The organism is Kutzneria kofuensis (assembly GCF_014203355.1).
Taxonomy (GTDB): domain Bacteria; phylum Actinomycetota; class Actinomycetes; order Mycobacteriales; family Pseudonocardiaceae; genus Kutzneria; species Kutzneria kofuensis.
Map to the genome: position 1 here is coordinate 5,065,744 of NZ_JACHIR010000001.1, position 25,197 is coordinate 5,090,940.

19 protein-coding genes and 1 pseudogene are annotated in these 25,197 nt (G+C 70.1%); 14 read left to right on the forward strand and 6 right to left on the reverse strand.

Features of this window, described 5'->3' with window-relative positions:
* The first annotated feature begins 44 nt into the window (after positions 1 to 44).
* From BJ998_RS23690 to BJ998_RS23715, 6 genes are all read left to right on the forward strand, one after another.
* A complete protein-coding gene (locus tag BJ998_RS23690) occupies positions 45 to 1,526 on the forward strand; it encodes an amino acid permease (RefSeq protein WP_184864930.1) in 1,482 nt (493 codons plus the stop codon).
* A gap of 116 nt (positions 1,527 to 1,642) precedes the next feature.
* On the forward strand, positions 1,643 to 2,182 hold the full coding sequence (locus tag BJ998_RS23695) for a DUF3558 domain-containing protein (protein ID WP_184864932.1): 540 nt from the start codon (positions 1,643 to 1,645) through the stop codon (positions 2,180 to 2,182).
* Between the two features lie 158 nt (positions 2,183 to 2,340).
* A complete protein-coding gene (locus BJ998_RS23700) occupies positions 2,341 to 2,769 on the forward strand; it encodes a hypothetical protein (protein WP_184864934.1) in 429 nt (142 codons plus the stop codon).
* Positions 2,766 to 3,311 carry a DUF3558 domain-containing protein gene (locus BJ998_RS23705; RefSeq protein WP_184864936.1) on the forward strand — a complete coding sequence of 182 codons (546 nt, stop codon included), beginning with the start codon at positions 2,766 to 2,768 and terminating at the stop codon, positions 3,309 to 3,311. The genes BJ998_RS23700 and BJ998_RS23705 overlap by 4 nt, the downstream gene beginning before the upstream one ends.
* 15 nt (positions 3,312 to 3,326) lie before the next feature.
* On the forward strand, positions 3,327 to 4,808 hold the full coding sequence (locus BJ998_RS23710) for a PPE domain-containing protein (protein ID WP_184864938.1): 1,482 nt from the start codon (positions 3,327 to 3,329) through the stop codon (positions 4,806 to 4,808).
* 7 nt (positions 4,809 to 4,815) lie between these two features.
* Positions 4,816 to 5,607, forward strand: coding sequence for an ESX secretion-associated protein EspG (locus BJ998_RS23715; RefSeq protein ID WP_184864940.1), 792 nt, complete (start codon positions 4,816 to 4,818; stop codon positions 5,605 to 5,607).
* Here BJ998_RS23715 and BJ998_RS23720 read toward each other — a convergent pair.
* Complete coding sequence (locus tag BJ998_RS23720; protein ID WP_184864942.1) at positions 5,604 to 6,170, reverse strand: hypothetical protein; 567 nt, start codon at positions 6,168 to 6,170, stop codon at positions 5,604 to 5,606. The two genes, BJ998_RS23715 and BJ998_RS23720, sit on opposite strands and share 4 nt — an antisense overlap.
* Before the next feature lie 99 nt (positions 6,171 to 6,269).
* Here BJ998_RS23720 and BJ998_RS23725 point away from each other — a divergent pair, with 99 nt between their 5' ends.
* Positions 6,270 to 7,571 carry a glutamate mutase L gene (locus tag BJ998_RS23725; protein WP_184864944.1) on the forward strand — a complete coding sequence of 434 codons (1,302 nt, stop codon included), beginning with the start codon at positions 6,270 to 6,272 and terminating at the stop codon, positions 7,569 to 7,571.
* On the opposite strand, the gene BJ998_RS23730 is transcribed toward BJ998_RS23725, so the two are convergent.
* Entirely contained in the window at positions 7,561 to 9,786 is a 2,226-nt protein-coding gene (locus tag BJ998_RS23730) for a hypothetical protein (RefSeq protein WP_221338102.1), read from the reverse strand. The genes BJ998_RS23725 and BJ998_RS23730 overlap by 11 nt on opposite strands.
* A gap of 101 nt (positions 9,787 to 9,887) precedes the next feature.
* On the opposite strand from BJ998_RS23730, the gene ahcY reads away from it, so the two are divergent.
* Positions 9,888 to 11,360, forward strand: coding sequence for an adenosylhomocysteinase (gene ahcY, locus BJ998_RS23735; RefSeq protein ID WP_184868891.1), 1,473 nt, complete (start codon positions 9,888 to 9,890; stop codon positions 11,358 to 11,360).
* A gap of 58 nt (positions 11,361 to 11,418) precedes the next feature.
* Here ahcY and BJ998_RS23740 read toward each other — a convergent pair whose 3' ends face one another.
* Entirely contained in the window at positions 11,419 to 12,348 is a 930-nt protein-coding gene (locus BJ998_RS23740) for a hypothetical protein (protein WP_184864946.1), read from the reverse strand.
* 215 nt (positions 12,349 to 12,563) lie between these two features.
* Between BJ998_RS23740 and BJ998_RS23745 the strand changes: the two genes are divergently transcribed.
* Entirely contained in the window at positions 12,564 to 15,626 is a 3,063-nt protein-coding gene (locus BJ998_RS23745) for a GH92 family glycosyl hydrolase (RefSeq protein WP_184864948.1), read from the forward strand.
* A 67-nt stretch (positions 15,627 to 15,693) separates the two neighbouring features.
* Here the strand turns inward: BJ998_RS23745 and BJ998_RS23750 are convergent, their stop codons facing one another.
* Positions 15,694 to 17,019: a J domain-containing protein gene (locus tag BJ998_RS23750; RefSeq protein WP_184864950.1), complete on the reverse strand. Its 1,326-nt coding sequence runs from the start codon at positions 17,017 to 17,019 to the stop codon at positions 15,694 to 15,696.
* Positions 17,020 to 17,144: 125 nt separating this feature from the next.
* Between BJ998_RS23750 and BJ998_RS23755 the strand changes: the two genes are divergently transcribed.
* Entirely contained in the window at positions 17,145 to 17,780 is a 636-nt protein-coding gene (locus BJ998_RS23755; protein WP_184864952.1) for a dTMP kinase, read from the forward strand.
* A gap of 42 nt (positions 17,781 to 17,822) precedes the next feature.
* Here the strand turns inward: BJ998_RS23755 and BJ998_RS23760 are convergent, their stop codons facing one another.
* Entirely contained in the window at positions 17,823 to 18,311 is a 489-nt protein-coding gene (locus tag BJ998_RS23760; protein WP_184864954.1) for a VOC family protein, read from the reverse strand.
* A gap of 232 nt (positions 18,312 to 18,543) precedes the next feature.
* Between BJ998_RS23760 and mtrA the strand changes: the two genes are divergently transcribed.
* The 3 genes and pseudogenes from mtrA to BJ998_RS49230 all read left to right on the forward strand — a co-directional run bounded on the left by mtrA (position 18,544) and on the right by BJ998_RS49230 (position 23,047).
* The gene (gene mtrA, locus BJ998_RS23765) at positions 18,544 to 19,221 is read left to right on the forward strand and encodes an MtrAB system response regulator MtrA (protein ID WP_116172900.1); all 678 of its coding nucleotides are present in this window, start codon (positions 18,544 to 18,546) and stop codon (positions 19,219 to 19,221) included.
* Positions 19,222 to 19,235: 14 nt separating this feature from the next.
* A pseudogene (gene mtrB / locus BJ998_RS23770) lies at positions 19,236 to 20,843 on the forward strand (MtrAB system histidine kinase MtrB); the annotation flags it as partial.
* A gap of 446 nt (positions 20,844 to 21,289) precedes the next feature.
* Positions 21,290 to 23,047 carry an LpqB family beta-propeller domain-containing protein gene (locus tag BJ998_RS49230; RefSeq protein WP_184864958.1) on the forward strand — a complete coding sequence of 586 codons (1,758 nt, stop codon included), beginning with the start codon at positions 21,290 to 21,292 and terminating at the stop codon, positions 23,045 to 23,047.
* Between the two features lie 40 nt (positions 23,048 to 23,087).
* On the opposite strand, the gene BJ998_RS23780 is transcribed toward BJ998_RS49230, so the two are convergent.
* Positions 23,088 to 23,639, reverse strand: a complete 552-nt coding sequence (locus BJ998_RS23780) for a ComF family protein (RefSeq protein ID WP_312890300.1) — start codon at positions 23,637 to 23,639, stop codon at positions 23,088 to 23,090.
* An 858-nt stretch (positions 23,640 to 24,497) separates the two neighbouring features.
* Here BJ998_RS23780 and hpf point away from each other — a divergent pair.
* A complete protein-coding gene (hpf, locus tag BJ998_RS23785) occupies positions 24,498 to 25,166 on the forward strand; it encodes a ribosome hibernation-promoting factor, HPF/YfiA family (RefSeq protein WP_184864962.1) in 669 nt (222 codons plus the stop codon).
* The last annotated feature ends 31 nt before the right edge of the window (positions 25,167 to 25,197 follow it).

The window sequence follows — 25,197 nt, forward strand, 5'->3', positions numbered from 1 at the left end:
GTTTGTCTGATTTCGACAACGGCGTCGACGCACTGGGAGGGCGTATGCCGGGCAGCGGCCTGTGGCGGACCAAGTCGATCGAGCAGTCGATCGCCGACACCGACGAGCCGGACACCAAGCTCCGCAAGGATCTCACCGCTTGGGACCTGACCGTGTTCGGCGTGGCCGTGGTGATCGGCGCCGGCATCTTCACCGTGACGGCCAGCACCGCCGGCAACGTCGCCGGGCCGTCCGTGGTGATCTCCTTTGTCATCGCCGCCATCGCGTGCGGCCTGGCCGCCCTCTGCTACGCCGAGTTCGCCTCGACCGTGCCGGTGGCCGGTTCCGCGTACACGTTCTCGTACGCCACCTTCGGCGAGTTCGTGGCGTGGATCATCGGCTGGGACCTCGTGCTGGAGTTCGCCCTCGCCGCCGCCGTCGTGGCCAAGGGCTGGTCGGCCTACCTGTCCCAGGTCCTCGGACTTTTCGGCTTGGACGTGCCGACCGTCGTGTCGCTCGGTCCCGTCGACTTCGACTGGGGGACCGTGCTGATCGTGCTCGTGCTCGGCACCCTGCTGGCCGTCGGCACCAAGCTGTCGTCCCGCTTCAGCCAGGTGATCACCGCCATCAAGGTCGCCGTGGTGCTGCTGGTGATCGTCGTCGGCATCGGCTACATCAAGGCCGCCAACTACACCCCGTTCGTGCCGCCCGCCCAGCCGGCGTCGTCGGGATCCCTGAACCAGTCCCTGTTCTCGTTGATCGCCGGCGGCCAGTCCAGCTCCTTCGGCATCTTCGGCCTGCTCGCGGCGGCGTCCGTCCTCTTCTTCGCCTTCATCGGCTTCGACATCGTCGCCACCACGGCCGAGGAGACCCGGAACCCTCAGCGCAACGTTCCCCGAGGAATCCTCGGTTCCCTCGGCATCGTCACCGTTCTCTACGTCGCCGTTTCCCTGGTCGTGACCGGCATGGAGCCGTACACCAAGCTCGCCACCGGGGCCGGCGGCACCAAGAAGACCCTTGCCACCGCCTTCGCCGACAACGGCGTGCACTGGGCCGCCACCGTCATCGCCATCGGCGCCCTTGCCGGCCTGACCACCGTCGTCATGGTGCTTCTCCTCGGACAGACCCGGGTTCTCTTCGCCATGTCCCGTGACGGCCTCATTCCCCGTGGGCTGGCCAAGACCGGCCGCCATGGCACCCCCGTGCGTTCCACCGTGCTGGTCGTGATCGCCGTTGTCATCGCCGGCGGCTTCTTCCCCTCCGGCGATCTCGAGGAGATGGTCAACGTAGGCACCCTGTTCGCCTTCGTCCTCGTCTCCCTCGGCGTCATCGTCCTGCGCCGTACGCGCCCCGACCTCCCCCGTGGCTTCCGCACTCCTCTCGTCCCCCTCGTGCCCGTCCTCTCCGTCCTCGCCTGCCTCTGGCTCATGCTCAACCTCGCCGTCTTCACCTGGGTCCGCTTCGTCATCTGGATGGCCATCGGCGTCGCCGTCTACTTCGCCTACGGCATCAGGAAATCCACCCTCGCCACCGCCGCAAAGGTGTGATTCCCCGGCGTGTGGCCGTCCTCACCCGACGGCCACACGCCGTTGCCGTATCTGGCCCGTCTGCGGCTGGTACTTGTTGCTCGCGTTGTCATCTCGTTTCTCTTCTGGGAGAAGATGTGGGCTCACCGATGCTAGGAAAATTCGGGCTGCTCGGGTGCGGTGTTGTCATCGCCGGCTGTCTGACCGCGTGCGGTTCCTCGTCGATTGCCGGCGAGCCGGGTCCCAATACCTCCCTCGCCTTGTCGGGTGACGCGAAGTGGGCCGGTGTCGACCCGTGTTCGCTCCTCACCGTCGATGAGTTGCGCCAGAACGGCGTCAAGACGCTCGGGAAGCCGCTGAACGTGGCGGGCGAGACCGGCTGTGACTTCCTCAGCGATTCCGATGTCATCGGCCGCGCGATCAACGTCACCAAGTCATCCAACTCCCCGGATTCCTACTTGAGCCGCCCCGGCGACTTTGTCTACATAGAGTCGAATTCGGTCAACGGGCGACCGGGTTTCCAGACCCGGATCTCGAAGAGCAACGACGAGTGCTCCCAGTACATCGCCGTCGGCTCCGGTGTCGTGTCCGTCGCCACCACCCGCGACCGATCCGGCGACCCCTGCGGTGCCGCCCTCACGCTCGCGCAGCTGATCGAGCCCCGTCTGCCGAAGTAGCTCGAGTACCACCCGCCGGCACCCGGCCCGGCTGTGGTAGCCGACCTGCCGCTCGAGCCACTCGAAATAAGCCCCACGGACTGATTGGAACCGGTCGCTCGGTCCTACCGTCTCAGGTACCGTGCTGGGTTGAAGTCTGACTAGCGGGAGGGTGGGTCATGCTGGCGCCGGACGGTGGAGGGGCCGAGGGCTTCGCGGGTGCGGCACTCGGGGTCGCCGCGTTGGAGCAGAATTACGTCAACTTGAAGGGCGCCGTCGACTCCGGCCAGGTCTCGATCACGCCGGACGCCGCGGCCAACGCGGCGAAGGCCTGCCGCGACCAGAAGGACGACTTCGTCCGCTTTCGAGACCAGGCCCAGCAGCTTGCCCGCCACGCTCAGACCCTCCGCATGGGCGATTGCGGCGAGGGCATATCAATGCGCGGCGCTTTCCAGAAAAAAGCGGAAGGCGGGCAGAATTCGGCGTACGATCTCTTCACGCAGGCGGCGGAGATCATGGAGAACATGGCCAAAGCGTACGAGGCTGCCGGCAAGATGTATCATGAGACCGATCAGGCTAATGCGCAGGCTTTCAAGGGGAAGATGTGACCAAGTCTTTTCGTGTCGTGGTCGGGATCGGTTTGATCACGGTCTCCGGCGTTTTTCTTGCCGCCTGCAACAATGGCGTTTCCGGGGATCCGGGTCCGGCGACCGGTGCGAGTACGTCGGCGAATTCCGGTGGCGACGCCGCGCTGAACAAGCTGGACCCGTGCACCCTGCTCACCACCCAGGAGTTGCAGCAGTACCAGGTGCGGACCAAGGGTGAGCCAATGAACTCGTCGGACGAGCAGGGCTGTGACTTCCTCGGTTCGCCGGACAGTCTCTCCCGGGGGATCAACCTCACGAAGTCGAAGGACTCCGTCGCGGACTATGTGCGCCGGAAGGACTCCTACGTCAAGTTTGCGACGAACAGCGTGAACGGCCGCGACGCCGCCCAGGTGCAGATTTCCGCATCGAACACGGAATGCTCGCAGATCATCGCAGTCGGGTCTGGCACCGTGAGTGTCGCCGTGACCGGTGACAAATCGGGCGATCCGTGTGGGGACGCGCTGCAGATCGCGAAAGTCGTCGAGCCGCGGCTGCCGAAGTAAGTAGGGGGAGGGGACATGAGTTGGCTCGGGGATGCCGTTGACAAGGTCGCCGACGCTGGTGCCTCGGTGCTGGGGATCGATGGCCCGTCGCAGAGCAACACCAACCAGCAGCAGTACAACCAGGCGAACCAACGGGGGAACCAGCAGCGGGGCCAGTACAACAACCAGGCCAAGCAGTACGAGCAGCAGGGCGGCGGCGGATACGACCCGGCCGGGATCACCAAGCAAACCAACTGGGCATCGATGGATCACGGCCAGATCAAGCAGATCTCGGACGGCCTTGATCCGGGACCGATCGGCGAACACGGCAAGCAGTGGGCCGATCTCGGCACGGCCCTGACGTCGAGCACCACCAAGTTCAACAGCGCCATCAACAGCGCCCTGAACGGGAACTGGACGGGCGCGGCTGGCGATGCGGCATTGCAGGCGCCGCAAGGGATCGTGAGCTGGGGCGAGGACTTCAGTGCCCAGATGCAGGCGGCCGGGGCGCAGGCCCAGTCGGTGTCTGCGACCGCCGAGCAGGTGAAGGCGACGGTGCCGCCGCCCAAGGACTTCAGCTGGGGCAAGACGATGCTGAGCGGGATCGCGTTCGGGCCGTTCGGGGCGGGGGCCAGTGCGTACGCCCAGCACCAGGAGCAGCAGGAGGCCAAGGAGCAGGCCGTCCGGGTGATGAGCACCGTGTACTCGCCGAACTACATGAACGCGGCGAACACGATGCCGGCGTTCACGGGGCCGACGGACCCGACGCAGCCGCCGGAGAAGCCGAACCCGCCGATCATCGGGCCGCCCCCGATCATCGGGCCGCCGCCGGGCGGCCACCCGCCGGTCGGGCACAACCAGCAGTACAACCCGAACCAGGTGGGCAACCCGAACGGGTCGAACAACCAGCAGCAGAACCCGCCGCAGCTGCCGCCGGACCGGCCGCCGGTGTACGACCCGACGCAGGACCCGAACAACCCGCTGTACCACAACCGGCCGCCGACGAGCACGACGACGCAGAACTCGAACTGGCCGCCGATCGGCCAGGACATGAACGGGAACTGGAACTCGCCGAACTACCCGGGTACGGGCGGCGGAGGCCGGGGCGGCGGCGGTGGTGGAGGTGGCGGGGGCTTCGTGCCGCCGATGGGCACCTCCGGCTTCGGTGGCGGCGGAGGCGGCGGCTACGGGGGAGGCGGCGCGGGCGGCTTCGGCGCGGGCGGGGCCAAGGGCTTCGGGGCGGGAGCGACGGCAGGGGCGAACGCCCGGCCGGGCGCTGGCGCCGCGGCGGGCCTCGGTGCGGAGGAAGAGGGCGCGATGCGCGGCGGCGGCGGCATGGCCGGCCGGCCGGGCGCGGCCGGCGCGGCGGGAGCGGGCGGTATGGGCGCCGGCGGCCGCGGCGGCAAGAAGGAGGAGGACAAGGAGCACAAGTCCGCCGCCTACCTGGTCAACGACGACAACGCGAACGACATCGTGGGCGACCTGCCGCCGACGGTTCCGCCGGTGATCGGCGGCTGACGACCCGATGCAGAGTGTGCGTTGGCGGCTCACGCCGCTGCAGTTCGACTTCGTGTGGGAGGGCCTGGGGGTGGGCGAACTGCCCTTCCCGTTCCAGGTCCGCTCGCACGGCCAGGACGACGTGGAGCGCTCGCACCTGCGCCGCCGGGCGGCGCTGGAGCTGCGCTCGATGGGCCTGACCCGGGGCGACGACCTTGATCCGGAGCTCACGGACGCGCTGACGGCGTTGGTGCGCAACGACTACCTGCTGGACTCGGTCTGGCTGCCGCTGGAACCGGCCGCGGTGTCGCCGGTACGCACGATCGCGGCCCGCACGGGCCATCGAGCGACGCTGGCAGTGCAGCTGCCGGGCGACACCGAGCACACGGGCGGCGACGTGCTGCTGACGGACATCCCGTCGGAGGCGATGGTGCCGGCGGTGGTGGCGGAGCTTCCGCCGGCGCCGCCGGGCCGCCACCCGGCGCTGTCGGTGCCGGTGGCGCAGCGCAACCAGCCTCGCCAGGACGACTACGACGGCGGCGTGATGGTGGCGTCCTCGCAGGGCTACGACCGCGCCAGCCGGGAGCGCCAGGCGGTGGAGCAGCTGACCACGGCCCGGCACCTGCGCGCGGGCGAGCTCGGCGCGACGTTCCGCGACCAGCAGGGCCGCAAGGTCCGCTCCGGCGTGCTGCGCTGGTTCGACAACGTGGACGACGGCCGCTACCTGATGGTCCACGAGCAGGACTACGGCGGCGAGCGCGTGATCGTGCAGCCGGCCGACGCGAACGCGATCGGCCAGCGGCTGCACAACCTGCGTTAGGCGATCTCCCGCAGCACGGGCCGCAGCGCCCAGCTGAACGCGGCGGTGTTGTCGATGAGCGCGGGGGAGGCCAGCACCTGGTTGAACCCGCGTCGCATCCAGAACTGGCCGCGCACCGGCAGCTCGGTGATCATCAGGTGGAACGGCCGGACGGCGCGCGCCAGCTCGACGCCGACGTCGGCGACCAGGTCGGTGATCCACATCCGGGAGCTGTCCCGGTGCCGCCCGTGCCGCAGCTCGTGCCGGGTCAGCTGGGCGTCCCACTGCCGGATCGGCTCGATGAGCGCCCCGAGCGCCCGGCACACGGCCGGCCACCGGGCCATCCACTGCTCGTCGCCGAGCGACATGCCGTCCAGGATGCCGTCGAACCAGTGCAGCCACTCGGCCGACACGGCCGTGCGGTCCACGCCGGGCGCGGGCAGCACCGGCACCCACGGGTCGGTCGGCGGGTACGGGTCGTCGGGCACGCTCAGCGCGAGCACGTCCCGGAGGAAGAGGGCGGTGCGGACGTCCGGTCGGACCCCGATCTGCAACGTCCAGGTGGGTTGGCGTTCGGCGAGCATGGCTGACCTCCCTCGGGCGGGGAAGGTGATCTTCCACACACAGAATGAGGCAGCGCCCGCTTTCACGCCAGTGCGCGGGCACAACGTAGCTTGTCTGTTATGAGCACGCTGCTGTGCCTGGACATCGGTTCCACCTGGACCAAGGGTGCCCTGGTCACCGAGAACGGGACTTTGGTGGGGACGGCGCAACATCCCACCACTCCGCCGGAAGTGTTGGATGGGATTGCATCCGTCACCACCCGTTTGGACGCTCAAGGTCTGCCGGTGTTGGCCTGTTCGAGTGCGGGCGGTGGTCTCCGGCTGGCGGTGGTGGGCCAGGAACGGTTGGTGAGCGCGGAAGCCGGCTACCGGGTGGCGCTGTCCGCGGGCGCCAAGATCGTTCATGTTGTTGCGGGGCAACTGGATGGCGCCGCGATTCGTGAACTTCGTGCCACGCGGCCGGATCTGGTGCTGCTCGCCGGCGGCACCGACGGCGGCGACCGTAGCGTGCTGCTGCACAACGCGAAGCGCATCGCGGCCAACCGGCTGCGGCCGCCGATCGTGTTGGCGGGCAACGCGGATGCCCGCGCGGAGGCGAAGGCGCTGCTGCAGGAGACCGGCCGCACGGTGGTGGCGACGGACAACGTCCTGCCGGACGTGGGCGAGCTGGCGCCGGGACCCGCCCGCGCGGCGATCCGCGAACTGTTTCTACGGCACGTTATCGGCGGCAAGGGACTGTCCAAAGGCAACACGTTCCGCAACCTGGTCAAGGCCGTGACCCCGGACGCGGTGCTCGGCGGCGTCTCGCGCCTGGCGGCGATCCTGGCCGCACGCGAGGCGGGCGCCGTTCTGGTGGTCGACGTCGGCGGTGCGACGACGGACGTCTACTCGGCTGTATCCACTGTGGACGAGAACGCGATGGAACGCACGGTGGCGTTGCCGGCGGACCGCCGCACGGTCGAAGGTGACCTCGGCATGCGCTGGTCGGCTCCGGGCATCGTGGCCGAGGCGAAGGCGGAACGCCTTGAATCTAACCAAGATCTAGCCGACGAAGCGCAATACCGATCGGCCAATGTGGACTGGATTCCCGAGGACGATCACGGCCGCGACGTGGACGCGACGCTGGCCGGACTCGCCGCGGTGCTGGCGGTTCGCCGGCACCTGCGGCTCGTCGACGGGCAGCTCGGTCCCAAGGGTGCGGGCCTGCTTGTGTTGTCCGGCGGCGTCTTCCGGCACGCCACACCGGAACGCCTGCAAGCGATCGAGGACCGGCTGCGCGCGGATCCGGTGCTACGCCCGGTATTGCGCAACGCTGACGTCACCGTCGACCGCCGTTACGTGCTGGCACCGGCGGGCCTGCTCGCCGACGCCGGTCGTACCAAGACAGCGGATGCCTTGCTCGCCAACCACTTCAGTGCTTGAAGTTCCACAGCGTCAGCGGTGCCTCGGCGACATCGAGCCCGGCGGCGGCCGCGATGGCGTGGTCCCACTCCGGATCGGACGTGTAGTCGCGGTGCCGGAGAACGCCTGGGCGCCAACGACGTCCGGCGATCGGACCGCGCTGCGGATCGGGCAGCCAGTGGTCGCCGCCGAGCACCAGTGCCCCGTTGGGACTGCGCTCGGCGGCCGGCAGGGCGCCCTCGAAACCGACGCCGAGTAGCTGGCCGTCGAACGCCAGCCGCTCCCACGTCGTCACGCCGCCGCCGATGGCGTCCGTGCCACGGCACACCGCACGCCACCGGCCGTTCATCGCCTTGGCCAGCTCCGCCAACGAATCGTGCGACACAACGGCCGGAAAGGCCCGCGGATAGGCCCATTGCAGCGGCGATCCCGCGGTCACCAGGCCGACGCGCTCACGCTCGTGTGCCGGCAACGAATCCAGCAGCCGAGCCGCAGCAATGGTCGCCAGCAGGCTGCCCTGGCTGTAGCCGGCCAGAACCACCCGCGTGCCCGGATCGGCCAGGTGTTCCTGGGCCCGAGCGACGAGTTCGGGAATCGCCTTCAACGCGTAGCAGGGCGGCACGAGCGGATGTGCCTCGCGCGGCCAGAAGCCGGCGATGTCGTTGAGCAGACCCAGCTGCCGCGCGGTATCCGGGGACTTCGTCGCCACGTACACCAGCCGCAGCAGGCCGATCGCGAACGCCCCGAGCGCCGTGATCCCGATGCCCGGCAACGGTTGCCCCCACCACGGCAGTTCGACGCCGCGAATCTGCATCAGCACCGACGCCACCGTGCCGGCCGAGAGCACCGCCGCGGCAACGAGAAACACGTGATGGGCGTGCTTGCGCTCCAACCGGGCCAGCCGCCACGCCTGCGCCGCGTGTTTGGCGTCCTCGGGCTTTCCGGGGTGCAGGAGGTCGATCTCGATCGGCTTGGTCCCACGCGGCAACACCAACACGAGCGCGCCGACCAACCCGACGACAACGGCCAGCACGGCGGCTACGCCCCACAGCGTTGTCACGTACCGATATCCGGGCGGCAGCTGCAACGAGTCGTCGCCGAGCGCTTTCTGCACGGTGATTCCCACACCGGCGCCGAATCCACCGCCCAGCAGCGAAGCGATGACCAGCATCGGGGCGGCCATCCAACCGCCGGCCCACGGCCGCAGCGACGGCGGCAGCTGCGACCAACCGCCGCGCGCCAGCACCGCCGCCGGGATCAAGACCAGCGCAAATGCGACGACTGTCACCCCCAGCACGCCGGCGATGGACTGCACGGTCGGGTCCGTGCCGGGCAGGTGCTGGCCGTGGCTGGGCATCGGCGCCAGCGCCCCGGCGGCGACGAACTCCAGCAGCGTCGCCACGACCAACAACCGCCGGGCCCACGGCTTGAACCACCGGCCCTCGGTCGGCGCGTCCAACGCCAACGTGATCAACACACTGAGCAAGATCAACGCCCACGCGGCGATCCACACCACGAAGACCCGATCCGACGACGCCCCGAACGGACCGCCGGCCGCGAGCAGCGCCGCGCACGCGAGCCCGGCTGTGGCGTGCAACACATGCAGCGCGGGCGCGTCCGGATCGGCGGCGATCCTTGCCCCCGGAAGCAGGTCACGCTGCGGTGCCGGTGAGGGGGTGTGCACCTTCCAGTCGATGGCCGACAGCTTGTGCAACAACGCCACCACGATCAGCACCGGCGCCAGCCCGATGGGCGCACGCCACGGCCTGAGCTGCGAGAACTGGTCCAGCCACTGTCCGGCGACGAGATCCAGGCTCACCACCGTCAACTGCGTCACCAGCAGCATCGTCAGCACCAACGCCGCCAGGCGCACCAGCGATCGCAGCGTGCCGCCGAGCACCCGGCCCGTCGGCGGCAGCATCCAGTGAGCCATGTTGGCCAGCGAGAACGGCAGCAGCAGGGCCCAGGCGGCCTTGGCGAAGCCCCCGGACGTCATGGCGCTCCACAGGTAGCCCTCGACGGTCCGCGGCACCGGGCGGCCGCCCGCGTGCAGCACCGGACCCGGCGCGGGTCTGCGCAGCCGGTCGGCCGGGCGCACGATGCGGCCGACGCCGTCGCCCGCGACGTCCACGGCGACAACCGCGTCGACCAGTGACTCAGGTGTGGTCCCCATAACACCGTGCACCCGCAATTCGATGACACGGGTGTCGGGTCCTGCTATCAGCACGGAGGCCATCCTGGGCCATTGAGCGGGCGTTGACCCGTGTCCGAGTCTCCGGCGTGGCGGACCGACTAGTGTGCATGGCCGACGACCTACTGGTTCTGGAGGACTCCACGATGACGGCGATCGCCCCGCCGAAGCTGCAAACCCGCAATGGTGTCGACTTCGCCGTCGCGGACCTGTCGCTGGCCGAGTTCGGCCGCAAGGAGATCCGGCTGGCCGAGCACGAGATGCCCGGCCTGATGGCGCTGCGCCGGGAGTACTCGGAGGTCTACCCGCTCAAGGGCGCGCGCGTCTCCGGGTCGCTGCACATGACCGTGCAGACCGCGGTCCTGATCGAGACGCTGGTCGCGCTCGGCGCCGAGGTGCGCTGGGCCTCGTGCAACATCTTCTCCACGCAGGACCACGCGGCGGCCGCGATCGTGGTCGGCCCGCACGGGACCGAGGAGGAGCCCAAGGGTGTGCCGGTCTTCGCCTGGAAGGGCGAGACGCTGCCGGAGTACTGGTGGTGCACCGAGCAGATGCTGACCTGGCCGGACGGCCAGGGCCCGAACATGCTGCTCGACGACGGTGGCGACGCCACGCTGCTGGTGCACAAGGGCACCCAGTACGAGGCCGCCGGCGTGGTGCCGCAGGCCGAGGAGGACGACGCCGAGGAGTGGAAGGTCATCCTCGAGGTCCTGCGCAACAGCCTCGCGGCCGACAACCAGAAGTGGACCAAGATCGGTCAGGGCATCCGCGGCGTGACCGAGGAGACCACCACCGGCGTGCTGCGGCTGACGCAGATGGCCGCCGCGGGTGAGCTGCTGTTCCCGGCGATCAACGTCAACGACTCGGTCACCAAGTCGAAGTTCGACAACAAGTACGGCATCCGGCACTCGCTGATCGACGGCATCAACCGCGGCACCGACGTGCTCATCGGCGGCAAGGTCGCGGTCGTCTGCGGCTACGGCGACGTGGGCAAGGGCGCCGCGGAGTCGCTGGCCGGCCAGGGCGCTCGGGTCATCGTGACCGAGATCGACCCGATCTGCGGCCTGCAGGCGGCGATGGACGGCTACCAGGTGGCCAAGCTGGAGTCGGTGCTGCCGATCGCGGACATCGTGATCACCACCACCGGCAACAAGGACGTGGTGATGGCCCACCACATGGCCGAGATGAAGCACCTGGCGATCCTGGGCAACATCGGCCACTTCGACAACGAGCTGGACATGGCCGGCCTGGCCAAGGTGCCCGGCATCCGCCGGATCAACATCAAGCCGCAGGTCGACGAGTGGGTCTTCCCCAGCGGCAAGTCGATCATCGTGCTGTCCGAGGGCCGGCTGCTCAACCTGGGCAACGCCACCGGCCACCCGAGCTTCGTGATGTCGAACTCCTTCTCCAACCAGACGATCGCGCAGATCGAGCTGTTCACCAAGCACAAGGAGTACGACAACGAGGTCTACGTGCTGCCCAAGCACCTGGACGAGAAGGTGGCCAAGATCCACCTGGAGGCGCTCGGCGGTGAGCTGACCAAGCTCACCAAGGAGCAGGCCGAGTACATCGGCGTGGACGTCGAGGGCCCGTTCAAGCCCAACGCCTACCGCTACTGAGGTCTTCGGAAGGGGGCGTTCCTGGCGTTGAACGCCAGGAACGCCCCCTTCCGAACGTTCAGGCGCCGCCGGCGCCGGAGCCCCAGTGCACGGTGATGCCGGCGCGGTCGCAGTCGACGGGCTCGAAGTAGGCGCTCACCACGCCGTCGAGGCCGTAGCTGAGCTCGTCGTGCACGATGTCGTCGCCGTGCTGCTCACGGAAGCAGCGGGCCGGCAGCACGCCACGGTGGAAGCGCAGCTGCAGCAGGTAGTTGCCGGCGGCGGACGGGAAGCGGCGTAAGTGCCCGCCGGTCTGCCCGGTGGCGGTGTCGATCACCGTGTAGCTGAAGACGTGGATCTCGCCGGGCGTCAGCCGCCGGTCGAACAGCAGCTCGAACGCGACGGAGCCGTCGGGCCCGCGCTTGCGCATCCGCCCGGCCCGACAGCCCTCGCCGGTGTGCACGGCGGAGTGCTCGACGTGCCCCTGCTCGTCGGCGGGGTGCAGTGCGAGGTAGCGGTCGGCGCCGTCGGTGCGGCCGCGCACGACGAGCCGGCTCAGCACCGACCGTCGGGTGCGCGCGGCGTTGACGGTGACCACCTCGTGCAGCGCGAGCACGTCGAGGCAGGCGTTGCGCAGGTCGGCCTCGAACTCCTCGGCGGCCAGGCTGGTGGACCGCCCGGAGTGCTCGCCCATCGGCTCGATCAGCCCGAGCAGGGAGTTGGACGGCAGGTCCAGCACCTGTTCCAGGGCCAGCACGGCTTCGGTGGCGCGCGGCATCTCGGGCCGGCGCAGCCCACGCTGCCAGTAGCTGAGAGTGGACTGTCCGATGTGGGTGCCGGCCTCGTCGAGGGCCGCTCGGAGTCGGGCCAGCGGCAGCCCGCGGTGGGTGATCGCCTGGTGTAGCGCCTGGTGGAACGGCCCGTCACGCAGCGCAGTGGCTAGCGTGGGCGGCAGTCCACCGGTCGGGTGCACTTTTTCACTCGGTGCGTCCAGGCTCTCGCCGGCCAACGCGGCACCACCCATCTCCCGGCCTGCCGTGTCTGAAGTGGACGCTAGACTAGTCACTCGTTTTGGTGATTGATAGTTGCCCCTCCGGGTGACGTGTCCGGTGCGCCTCTTGCGCGCCGCCGTGCCGGTTTTTGACGATCACTTGTCGGGCTCGCGACAACGGTCCGACACTGTCGTCACGACGCTGTCATCGTTGTCACCGTCTTGGGGGTCCGATGCGCCCGGTGGTCCTCGCCCTGCTCGCGCTGGCGTTGCTCGCGCCGCCCGCCATCGCCGGCCAGCCGCCCCTCGCCGATCCGGTCGCGCTCACGGACCCGATGATCGGAACCGGTTCCGCCGGTGCGGCGGTCGGGGAGATCAACAACTTTCCCGGTCCCAGCACGCCTTTCGGGATGCTGCAGTGGAGTCCGGACACCGCCGACCACTACGCGGGCTACTCGTACGAGGACAAGACGATCAAGGGCTTCAGCCTCACCCACGCCTCCGTCGGCTGCCGCCAGTTCGGTGACGTGCCGATCCTGCCGGTCAGCGGCGACGTCGGCGCGACGCCGTGGTCGCTGCAGGAGCCGTTCACGCACACAGGTGAGCAAGCCTCGCCCGGCTACTACGCGGTGACCGCCGGCGGCGTGAGGACCGAGCTGACCACCGCGCTGCGGGCCGGCCAGGGCCGGTTCACCTTCCCGCCGAACGCCCCCGCACACGTGCTGGTCAAGGCCGGCGGCAGCCTCAACGGCAACACCGACGCCGACGTCGCCTTCCCCGACGACCGCACCGTCACCGGCTCGGCGACCTCCGGCGGATTCTGCGGCCAGGGCAACAAGTACACCGTCCACTACGTGATCACCTTCGACCGGCCGTTCACCGCGAAGTCGTCCTGGAGCGGCCGCGCGGCGGCGGTGCCGAACGTCGTCACGCCGGGCGAGAAGGCCCGCGGCCTCGCCGGCCCGCAGATCGCCGGCCCGCAGGTCGGAGCGACCCTCGACTTCGACACGAGCAAGGACGCGACCATCAAGGCGAAGGTGGCGATCTCCTTCGTCTCCGTGGAAGGCGCCGTGAAGAACCTCGCCGCCGACGCGCCCGCGTGGGACTTCGACGGCATGCAGGCGGCGACGAAGGCGCGCTGGGCGTCCTACCTCGGCCGCGTCGCCATCGGCGGCGGCCAGCCGGCGCAGCTGAAAACGTTCTACGCGGCGCTGTACCACTCGCTGCAGTACCCGGTGACGTTCAACGACGTCGACGGAAGCTACCCGGGCTTCGACGGCAAGGTGCACAACACCGGCGGGCGTACCCAGTACGCCAACTTCTCCGGCTGGGACATCTACCGCTGCGAGATCCCGCTGCTGGCCATGCTCGCCCCGGACGAGACGTCCGACATGATGCAGTCCCTGGTCAACGACGCCGACCAGTACGGCTGGCTGCCGAAGTGGCCGGTCTACAACGACGAGTCCGGCGTGATGAACGGCGACTCCGTCGCGCCGATCATCGCCGGCGCCTACGCGTTCGTTGCGCGGGACTTCGACACCGGCAGGGCGTTGGCCCAGCTCGTCAAGGGCGCGACCAAGGACGGCAAGGTCGGCTGGGGCTACGAGGAGCGGCCCAACGTCGTGGCGTACCAGCAGCTCGGCTACGTGCCGATGGGCGCGGACGAGAACGTGTCGATGACCGAGGAGTACGCCATCGACGACTTCGCCATCGGCCGGTTCGCCGACGCCCTCGGCGACGACGACACCGCGGCGATCTTCGCCAAGCGGGGCCAGAACTGGCAGCACGTGTTCGATCCGACCACCGGCTACGTCCGCCAGCACGCCGCCGACGGCGCGTTCCCGGCCGAGCCCGTGCTCGTTCCGCCGCCGCCCGGCCAGTTCGCGCCGACCGGCTACTCCGAGGGCAACGCCGCCCAGTACACGTGGATGGTGCCGCAGAACCTGGCCGGACTGATCGGCGCGGTCGGCGGCCGCGACGCCGCGACCAAGCGCCTGGACGACCTGTTCACCAAGCTCAACGTGGGCCCGGTGCAGCCGTACTACTGGGCCGGCAACGAGCCGATGTTCAGCGTGCCGTGGACGTACAACTACCTGGGCCAGCCGTGGAAGACGCAGGACGTGGTGCGCCGCGTGCAGAGCGAGCTGTTCGCGGCGACCCCCGACGGCGAGCCCGGCAACGACGACCTCGGCGCGCAGTCCGCCTGGTACGTGTGGTCCGCGCTCGGGCTGTACCCCGTCACGCCCGGCACGACCGACCTGGCCGTGAACACGCCGCTGTTCCCGCACGTGGAGATCAGGACCGGCACCGGACGGCGGATTGTGATCGACACTCAGGGCACCGGCCCGCACATCCAGGGCATGACGGTCAACGGCGTCACCTGGAACCGGTCCTGGCTGCCGTCCGACCTGCTGGCCTGGGGCGGGCGCGTCCAGTACCGGCTGGGCGAGGGCACCGACTGGACGGCCGCGCCGCCCAAGTCCTATCGCGACGGTGAGGCGCCGGCGCTCGGCTATGTGACGCCGCTCGGGACGTCCACGCAGAACACGTTCCAGGTCGGCGCCCGGAACGTGACGGACCGCCCGGTGCAGGTGCAGTGGACGCTGACCGTGCCGCCGGACGTCACGGCGTCGATGACACGAGGGCAGCTCCTGGTGCCGGCGAACGGGACCGCGACCGCTCCCGTGACGGTGACCGCCAGGGCGAACGGGATCTACCCGGTGAGCGTCGACTTCGGCGACAAGCAGCGCGCCACGTCGTACTTCGCGGTGGCCGGGACGGACCACACGGCGACCGGGTGCAGCGCGCTCGGCGCGACCAACACCGACTGCGGGCTCACCCAGATCGAGTACGCCAACGACGGTGCGACCGCGCCGGTGGAGGTCGGCGGCGTGTCGGCCCGGAAGATGGTGCACGCCCACGACTGGGGCGACTACCGGTACCTGTACTTCCAGGCCGACCAGCGGGTCATCCCCGGCACCGGCCCGTACGAGGCGACCATCACCGTGCGGTACCTCGACAGCGGCACGGACACGTTCGTCGTCCAGTACGACTCCGTGAACGCGTCGTATGCGGACGCCAAGCGCATCACCAAGACCGGCACCGGCACGTGGAAGGACGTGACGATCACGGTCAAGGACGCCAAGTTCGCGCACCGGGAGAACGGCCAGTCGGACTTCCGGATCTCCTCCGACGGCTCCGGCGACGCCAGCGCCGAAACCATCGCGTCCGCGAGCGTCACGGTGGTCGGCCCGGACGTGCTGGCGGTCCGTCAGTGCCCCGCGAGCACGCCATAGCGGCTGCCCGGCCGGCATCACATGTTCGCGAGGCCCCGCCGAAGCTCCGCGCGGAACGCGCGGCATGTTACTGCTTGACCTGGTCCAACAGGGTCAGGAACACGTCGCGCTCCACCACGGCCGGCTCGTTCGCGAGCCGGCCGCCGATGTGGCAGACGAAGGTCTCCGGGCTGACGACCTCCAGCGGCATGCCGTCCGGCAGCCGGCAGGTCACCAGGCCCGGCTCGTCCGGGTGCACCAGCACGATGCCCTCGACCTGGACCTTCGGCAGCAGCATCTGGTACGCCGCGACGGTCCGGGCCAGCCGCAGCTTCGCTCCCTCGAAGCTCTCGCCGTCGCGCAGCAGGCCGCCGTTGCCGTCGCTGGTGTAGTGCCCGGCCGGCCACATCTTGGACTCGATCAGCAGCAGCTTCCGCCCGCACAGCACGGCGTGGTCGACCTCGGCGCGGGACGAGCCCGGCCAGGCCAGACCGTGGAAGATGCGCGCGGCCGGGATCTGGCCGAGGTAGCCGGACAGCAGGTCCAGCGTCATCCACTCGCTCTTGGTGCAGTCCTTGACCGGCTCCTCCTCGGACGGCAGCAGCCGCGTGCCCGGAGCGCCGAACAGGTTGAACGTGCGGAACTCGTGCGTGAAGATCCGCTCGGTCACCCGGGACGACAGGTACCAGCGGCCCAGCGGCGGCAACGCGAACACGCCCGCGGCCAACAGCACCACGGCGACGCCGGACAGCGCGCCGGTGGTGATCGCGTAGAAACCCAGCGCGGCCATGCCGGCGGCCCAGATGTAGGTGATCACGGCCAGGAACTTCGGCGTCGCCTTGCCGGCGATCGTCACGGCCACGTACGCGATGGGCACGATCACGATCACCGCGACGAAGGAGAAGCCGCTGGCCAGCATCGGCACGACGGTGCCGACGAGCAGCGCCGTCCACACCGCCGCGACGGTGAAGAACCAGCGCTGCGCCCAGCCGAAGCCGGGCCGCCAGTGCACCTTGGCGTCCGGGTTGACCCGCTGCCACCACGGGATCGAGTCGGTCGGGATCGCCCGCAGGCCGGACGGGAAGCCCGCCGGCTTCGGCGGCGGTTCCGGCGGCCGCTCCTCGCGCTCGGCGTAGGCCGCCTCCTCCTGGTACTCCTCCCAGGACTCCCACTCCGGCGCCGGCCGCGGCCGGCGCTGCTCGGGCACGCCGCGGGCGCGCCGCTGGTCGTAGGCGGCGCGTCGGGCCGGGTCGGACAGCGTCTCGTACGCCTCCTGGACCAGCCGGAACATGATCTGGCTGCCGCCCGCGTCCGGATGCAGCACCTTCACCAGCGAGCGGTGGGCAGACTTGATCTCCGCCTGGGAGGCGCCAGGCTTGATCTCCAGCAACTCGTAGTAGTCGACTCCGCCCACGGCCCTTCCCATCTGCGGCTACGTCTGGCGCGGGTACGAACACGATAGGTTGCCCAGCCGCTGGAGTCCCGTCCAACCAGGGCCGTTTCGTCACCCGATCGGTTAAGTCCGTAGGGTGGGCGCCCGTGGCGAGGCTGGTCGTGATCGAGGGACTTGACGGCGCCGGCAAGCGGACGCTGTCCGACGCGCTGACGGCGGAGCTGGACAAGCGGGGTGCGACGGCGACCCGGATCGCCTTCCCCCGCTACGGCGAGGACGTGCACGCCGACCTGGTTCGGGACGCCATGTACCTGCGGCTCGGCGACCTCGTGAAGTCCGTGCACGGCATGGCCGTGCTGTTCGCCCTCGACCGCCAGGCCGCCCTTCCCGTGATCAGCGAGGCCCTCGCCGCCCACGACGTCGTGCTGCTGGATCGCTACATCGCGTCCAACGCGGCATACGGGGCGGCGCGGCTGCATGAGGATGTAAACGGCGATTTCGTGCGCTGGGTTCACGACCTTGAAGTCGATCGCTTCGGGCTGCCGCTTCCCGACCGTCAGCTGCTGCTCCGGGTCCCCGTCGAGGTGGCGGCCGCCCGCGCCGCCGGCCGCGAGCAGACCGAGCGCGAGCGGGACAGCTACGAGACCGACGACGGCCTGCAGGCCCGCTGCGCCGTGGTCTACGACCAGTTCGTCGAGACGGGCTGGCTCGCGCCCTGGACGGTCGTGGACGGCGTTGCCGGCGCCGACTTCGGGGCCCTCGCCGAGCAGTTGCTCGGCTAGCGGGCCCCGCTTTCCCGGCTCCGGCCGCCGGCCTGCTCTGCCCTAGAGAGCCCCCACCAGGTCTGCGCCCCAGCGCTCGATCTCCGCGTCGATGTCGAGCGGGCCGGTGCCGGAGGACTGGCGCATCGCGTCGGTGACCCGGTCCAGCGGCACCAGCCAGGACACCTCGAACTCGATGCCGTCGGGGTCCTTGGCGTAGAGGGCCTTGGTCGTCACGTGGTCGGACGCGCCGACCAGCGCGCCGACTTCCCGCAGCCGGTCGGCGTGGGCGGCGAGGTCGGAGAGCGTCGTCACCGACCAGGCCAGGTGGTAGAGCCCGACGGTCTCCTTGCCGGCGCCGGAGGGCTTGGCGTCCGGGCCGACCTGGAACAGGCCCAGGTCGTGGTCGTTGTCGGAGTCCGGCGCCTGCAGGAACGCGGCGCCGGGGAACTGGTGCACCACCCGGAAGCCGAGCACCTCGGTGTAGAAGGCGACGCTGCGGTCGGTGTCGCGCACGTACAGCACCGCGTGGTTGAGCCGGCGGATCGCCATCGTTACCTCCCGAACCCCTTGTTTAAGATTCAACTATAACGTCGGTAACGAACCGTGAGCGTTACACGCTGTAGCTCGTGAACCCGACGGGGACGAGGGTGGGTGATTGCTCATGACCGACCGCTGGAGCAGCACGGCGGAGCGCAACGGACCGATCGCTGCCGGTGGCGACCGGAGTGTTGATCGCTGGGGTGCGCGCGGCCGTCCGGCCAGCAGTGCGACGATGGTAGGCATGAAGGCACGCGTCCTGGTGGTCGATGACGACCCTGCCCTGGCGGAGATGCTCACCATCGTGCTGCGCGGTGAGGGGTTCGACACCGCGGTGGTCGCCGACGGCGCGCGGGCGCTGCCGGCGCTGCGGGAGCTCAAACCCGACCTGGTGCTGCTCGACCTGATGCTGCCCGGGATGAACGGCATCGACGTGTGCAAGGCGATCAGGGCCGAGTCCGGCGTGCCGATCGTGATGCTCACCGCCAAGAGCGACACCGTGGACATCGTGCTCGGCCTCGAGTCCGGCGCCGACGACTACGTGGTGAAGCCGTTCAAGCCCAAGGAGCTGGTCGCCCGCATCCGCACGCGGCTGCGGCGCACCGAGTCCGAGCCGGCCGAGGTGCTGGCCATCGGCGACCTGGCCATCGACGTGCCGGGCCACGAGGTCACCCGGGACGGGCAGGCCATCCAGCTCACCCCGCTGGAGTTCGACCTGCTGGTGGCCCTGGCCCGCAAGCCGCGCCAGGTGTTCACCCGCGAGGTGCTGCTCGAGCAGGTGTGGGGCTACCGGCACGCGGCCGACACCCGGCTGGTGAACGTGCACGTCCAGCGGCTGCGGTCCAAGGTCGAGAAGGATCCCGAGCACCCCGAGGTGGTGCTCACCGTCCGTGGCGTCGGGTACAAGGCCGGTCCTCCGTGATCGGGGTCTGACGGATGCGGGTCGACACCAGGCCGGTGACTCGGTGGGTGCAGGAGGCGCCGACCCTGGTGCGGGAGCGCTGGCAGCGGGCCAGTGAGCTGTGGCGGCGGTCGTTGCAGCTGCGGGTGGTGGTGAGCACGCTCGCGTTGTCCTCGGCCGTCGTCTTCGTGCTGGGCATGGTGCTGCAGTCGCAGATCACCGACCAGATGCTGAGCAGCAAGACGCAGGCCGCGACCACGCAGATCAGGGCCAGCGTCAAGGCGGTGCAGCACCAGCTGGTCGGCGTCAGCCCCGGCCCGGACAGCCTGATCACCCGGTTCAACGCCGCGCTCAACTCGCTGACCAGCAGCGGCTCCGCGAACGTCGACGGCTCGTCGGCGGGCGCGTTCGAGCCGATCCTGGCCGACGCCCGGACCTTCGACGGGGCCGGCAACGTCACCGCGACGGCCCACTACCAGGACATTCCCGACGATCTCAAGCGGTTCGTGCTCAACGACGAGATCGCCAGCCGGATCCACACCGTCATGCGCGACAACGTGCCGACCACGATGCTCATGGTCGGCGCGCAGGTGCCCAGCGCCAACCACCCGGTGCAGCTGTACCTGCTGTTCCCGCTGACCGCCGAGCAGCACACCACCGAGGTCGTGCAGAACACGCTGATCGTCGGCGGCATCGTGCTGCTGCTGTTGCTGGCCGGCATCACCAACCTGGTCACCCGGCAGGTGGTCCGCCCGGTGCGGCAGGCCGCCGAGGTGGCCGAGCGGTTCGCCGACGGCAAGCTCGACGACCGGATGCAGGTCATCGGCGAGGACGACGTCGCGCGGCTGGCCGAGTCGTACAACGAGATGGCCGAGAGCATCCAGGCCCAGATCCGGCAGCTGGAGGAGTTCGGCCTGCTGCAGCGCCGGTTCACCTCCGACGTGTCGCACGAGCTGCGCACCCCGCTGACCACCGTGCGGATGGCCGCCGACGTGCTGCACGCCTCCCGCGAGCAGTTCCCCGCCGGCCTCGCCCGCTCCACCGAGCTGCTCGTCGACGAGCTCGACCGGTTCGAGGCGCTGCTCGGCGACCTGCTGGAGATCAGCCGGCTCGACGCCGGCGTCGACGAGCTCACCGCCGACCTCGTCGACGTGCGCGGCATCGTCGAGCGCGCCGTCGCCGCCGTCGGTCCCGTCGCCGCCAGCTCCGGCAGTGCCGTCGAGATGTACCTGCCCGACGTCGAGGTGCCCGCCGAGGTCGACGCCCGGCGGGTCGAACGGGTTCTGCGCAACCTGCTCAACAACGCCGTCGACCACGGCGAGGGCCTGCCCGTGCGGGTCCGCGTCGCCGCCGACGAGAACGCCGTCGCCATCGTCGTCCGGGACTTCGGCGTCGGCCTTCGCGAGGGGGAGGCCGAGCTGGTGTTCAACCGGTTCTGGCGGGCCGACCCGTCCCGCAACCGCCGCACCGGCGGCACCGGCCTCGGGCTGGCGATCAGCGTCGAGGACGCCCGGCTGCACGGCGGTTGGCTCGAGGCGTGGGGCGAGCCCGGCCAGGGCGCCTGCTTCCGGCTGACGCTGCCGCGTCGGCAGGGCTGGGAGCTCACGGACAGCCCCCTGGCCCTGCCGCCCGAGGAGGAGCGGCCGGTCCGCGAGGACGAGGAGGCCGAGGTCAGCCCCCTGGTCGTCGCCGAGGTCGACGCCGACGCGGAGGTCGAGGAGATCATCACCTGGCAGCCCGCCGAGTCGGTGGAGCTGGACGAGTCCGGCGCCGAGCCGTCGATCGCCTGGCACCCGGCCGACGACGACACCGCGCCCGCGGTGGAACGCGGCACGATCGGCCCCGACCCAGAGCTGGACGGCGTGCCCGGGCAGGCCGAGCCGGCAGCCTCGAACGACCGCGATCCCGAACTCGACGACGTGCCGGGCCGGGTCGATCCCGAGTTCGACCACCTGCCTGGCCGGGCCGAATCGGCGTCCGCCGGCTCCGATCGGGAACGCGACGGCGTGTCGGACCGGCCCGGTGGCCGGCCACGCGAGTCCGGGGCCGCCGAATCCGAGTTCGCCTCGAAGTCCGCGGGGGAGGCCCGGTGATCCGGCGGTCCCGGCCGATGCTGCTGTTGATCGCGCTGCTCACGGCGCTCGCGACGGTCACGGGGTGCGCGGCCATTCCGGACGAGACGCCGGCGCAGGGCATCGCCGCCGGCGACGCCGGCGGCAAGGCGGCGCCGGTGCCCGACCCGGCGCCCGGCCTGCAACCGGCCGACCTGGTGCGGGCGTTCCTGGAGGCCAACGCCGACCCGACCAGCAGCTACGCCGCCGGCCGGCCGTACCTGACCAAGGCGGCGCAGGCCAAGTGGCAGCCGGCCTCCTCGATCACGATCATCCAGAACACCTACAACACGCTGCCGGACCAGACCAAGCCCGACCACGCGAAGGTCCTGCTGACCACGCAGATCATCGGCCGCCTCGGCGCCGACTACGCGTTCGTGCCGGCGTCCGCGCCCAACGCGCTGACCATCGAGCTGGACAAGCAGGACGGCCAGTGGCGGATCAGCTCGCCGCCGCCGGGCGTGTACATGACGCTCGACCGGTTCAACGAGGTGTACCGGCAGACCCGGGTGTACTTCCTGGACCCGCAGAAGCGCGTGCTCGTGCCCGACCTGCGCTACATCGTGGCGCAGCCGGCCAGCACCCTGCCGGGCCGGGTGATCGACCTCCTGCTCGCCGGGCCGTCCGACGCCATGCAGGGCGCGGTCACCAGTGCGCTCGGCCGTGACGCCGCGCTGGAGACCGGCGGCAACGAGACCGGCGACGGCGCGGTGCTGGTCAACCTCAGCCGCCCCGGCGACACGGGCTCACCGGGCAACGTGAAGTTGATGATCGCCCAGATCGTGCAGTCGTTGGCGGTGGTCACCAACAACCGCATCCGCGTCGAGGTGGAGGGCACCGCCCTGTCGCCGGAGCGCCTGGACTGGCGGGTCGGCGACCTGCCGGCCTACGACATCGGCACCAGCCCCGGCCCCGACCTGACCGGCCTGCTCGTGCAGGACGGCCGGATCAAGCAGCTCGCCGACGGCAAGCCGCTGAACGGGCCGGCCGGCAACGGCAGCTACGTGGTGCAGACCGCCGCCCAGTCGATCGACGGCACCGAGCTGGCCACCGTCAGCAAGCCCGGGGCCAACGCCGAGTTGCGGGTCGGCGGCCTCACCCAGTCCGCGCCGGTGGTCGACCTGACCGCGACCACCCTGACCCGGCCCACCTGGGTCTCGGCCGACTCGGCGACCGACCCCAGCAACGAGGTGTGGACCGTCGCCGACGGCAGCCGGGTGGCCCGCGTGGTCAAGTCCGCCGACGGCACCTGGGTGGCGCGCCCGGTCAACAGCAACGACCTGAGCCAGTTCGGCCAGATCACCGACCTGCGGCTGTCCCGGGACGGCACCCGGGCGGCCGTGATCGCGAATTCGCAGCTCATCGTCTGCGCGGTCGTCCGCACGCCCAACTCGGACACGGTGGCGCTGCGCTCGCCCCGGCTGCTGCTGCCGGACACGCTGACCAGCGTGGTCGGCGTGGACTGGCTGCTGCAGGACCAGCTGGTGGTGGCCACCTCGTCGCCGGCGTCGCCGGTCGTGCAGGTCGCCGCCGACGGCGACCCGGTGTTCAACCGCTACAACGCGGCCAACCTGACCGCGCCGGTCACGGCCGTCACGGCGGCGCCGAGCCGTCCGGTGATCGTGGTGGACGCCGGCGGTATGTGGACCTCCTCGGACTCGGGTTCGGTGTGGCGGGTGCAGGGGGGCGTCAACGTCGGCCGCGGTTCCTCGGCTGTGCCCTTCTACCCGGGCTGAGTTCGTGCCGCGCGTTCCGCGCGGGGTGTGGTCGCATCGGTCAGTTGGTGCTGGTCAGGGCCAGGACGGCGGTCACCTCCAACCCGGCCGCCTTGAGCACCTCATGGCACGCGGCGGCCGTCGCGCCGGTGGTGATGACGTCGTCGAGCAGCACGACCGGGGTGCCGCTGGGCGGCGACGCCCGCGACCGGATCCGCACCCGTCCGGCCAGGTTGGCGGCTCGGGCCGCCGGGTCCAGTCCGACCGAGTCGGTGACCGAGCGGGCCAGCTCCAGCATCGGGGCCACCGCGACGCCGTGACCGGCCCCGGCCAGCTCGGTCGCGCACCAGCGGGCCAGGTTGGTCATGTGCTCGCCGCCGCGCAGCCGGGACGACCGCCGGCGTGACGGGGCCGGCACCAGCCACCACACACCGTCCGGATCCGGCCGCGCCTCGGGCACCCACGGCAGCGCCTTGGCCACTGCCACCCCCAGCGGCTCGGCCAGCTCGCGTCTGCCGCGCTCCTTGTACGCCAGGACCGCGTCCCTGGCCGCGCCGCGATAGGCGGCGAGGGCGTAGGCCAAAGGCCCGTCCGCGAGCGCGGCCCGACGCACCGGAATCGGGCCTCCGAATTCACCCTCGCAGGTCTCGCACCACAACCGACCATTCGTTCGGCAACCGACACACCGGACCGGCAGGACAAGATCGAGCAGTTTCGTCGTCATGCGTCCACCATGCACCTCGAACCTGACAGTCTCGGCCGCCCGTGTTTATTACTCGCGAGTTCGGGTATCGCCCCGAACCTGAAGAGTTTTCGCATGAGTGAGGGAACCTCACACCGTCACCTGGGGGTGGACGTGAAGCGAATGTCGAGTTTTTGGCCACGGCCTTCGGGGCGGATGACCGAGAGATACCACCCACACGGGTGAACTTGGTCCGAGGGTCTCGATCACCGTCCCCGGTTCCGGCCGGTCCGGCCAAGATCGGGGCCGTCCGGTGGCCGCGCATCGCCACTACCACCATCGGGGCGACCCGATGCGGTGGCGGCAACTCGCACACGTGACCGGGAACCCCGAGCTGGACTGGCACGTTGCTCCGATATGAGGCCCTTGCTCAGCCCGTTCGCCGCAGTGCCAAGGCGACCGCGGCCGACCGGGGTCCTGCGCCGTCGGAGTGAAGCGGGCTCCACCCGTTCGGTGCGCCCCGTGCGGTGGGGGCGCCATCGGCGCGCGCCCACGACATGTTCGGTCACGGAACGTGGTGGCTTGAACTCCCCTGCAACGGGGTCTGTCGCAACGGCGAATCCGGGGCTAACGTGCTCCGCTATCAGCAATCCCGGCCCGCGGGGAGGAGGCGAACAGCCCATGACCCTGGCGCCGGCGAGCAGCGGCATCTGAGCCGCCTCGGTCACCACCCGGCGCTGAACACCATCCCCAGCATTGATGTTCTCGCAGCAGCGAGGGAGGTCGTGTATGGACATCGTCGTGAAGGGCCGCAACGTCGAGGTGCCCGATCACTACCGGGTGCACGTGGCCGACAAGCTGGCCCGTCTTGAGCGCTACGACAAGAAGGTCATCCGATTCGACGTGGAACTGTTCCACGAGCCCAACCGCCGCCAGTCCAAGAACTGCCAGCGGGTCGAGATCACAGCCAAGGGGCGGGGCCCCGTGGTGCGTGCCGAGGCATGCGCCGGCGACTTCTACGGAGCGCTCGACTGCGCGGTGACGAAGCTGGAGAACCGGCTGCGCAAGATGCATGATCGTCGCCGCGTGCACTACGGCCGTCGCAGTCCCGCGTCGGTCGCCGAGGCCACTGGCGCTATCGGCGCCCTGGCTTCCCCCTTGGAAGACGGCGCCCGGACGGCCGCGACGGCCGTGCTGGAGATGGCTCCCGCCTACGACCCGGGCATGGCCGAGGTGCCTGCTCAGCGCTGGGACGAAGACGCCGTCGACGAATCGCTCCCCGGACAGGTCGTCCGCGAGAAGGAGCACCCCGCCAAGCCGATGACCGTCGACCAGGCCCTCTACGAGATGGAACTGGTCGGACACGACTTCTACCTCTTCCATGATGCCGACAAGCAGTGTGCGAGCGTCGTCTACCGCAGGAAGGGATTCGACTACGGCGTGATCAGGCTGGGCTGACGCGCACGGGAACCTCGACGGCCGGCTTCCA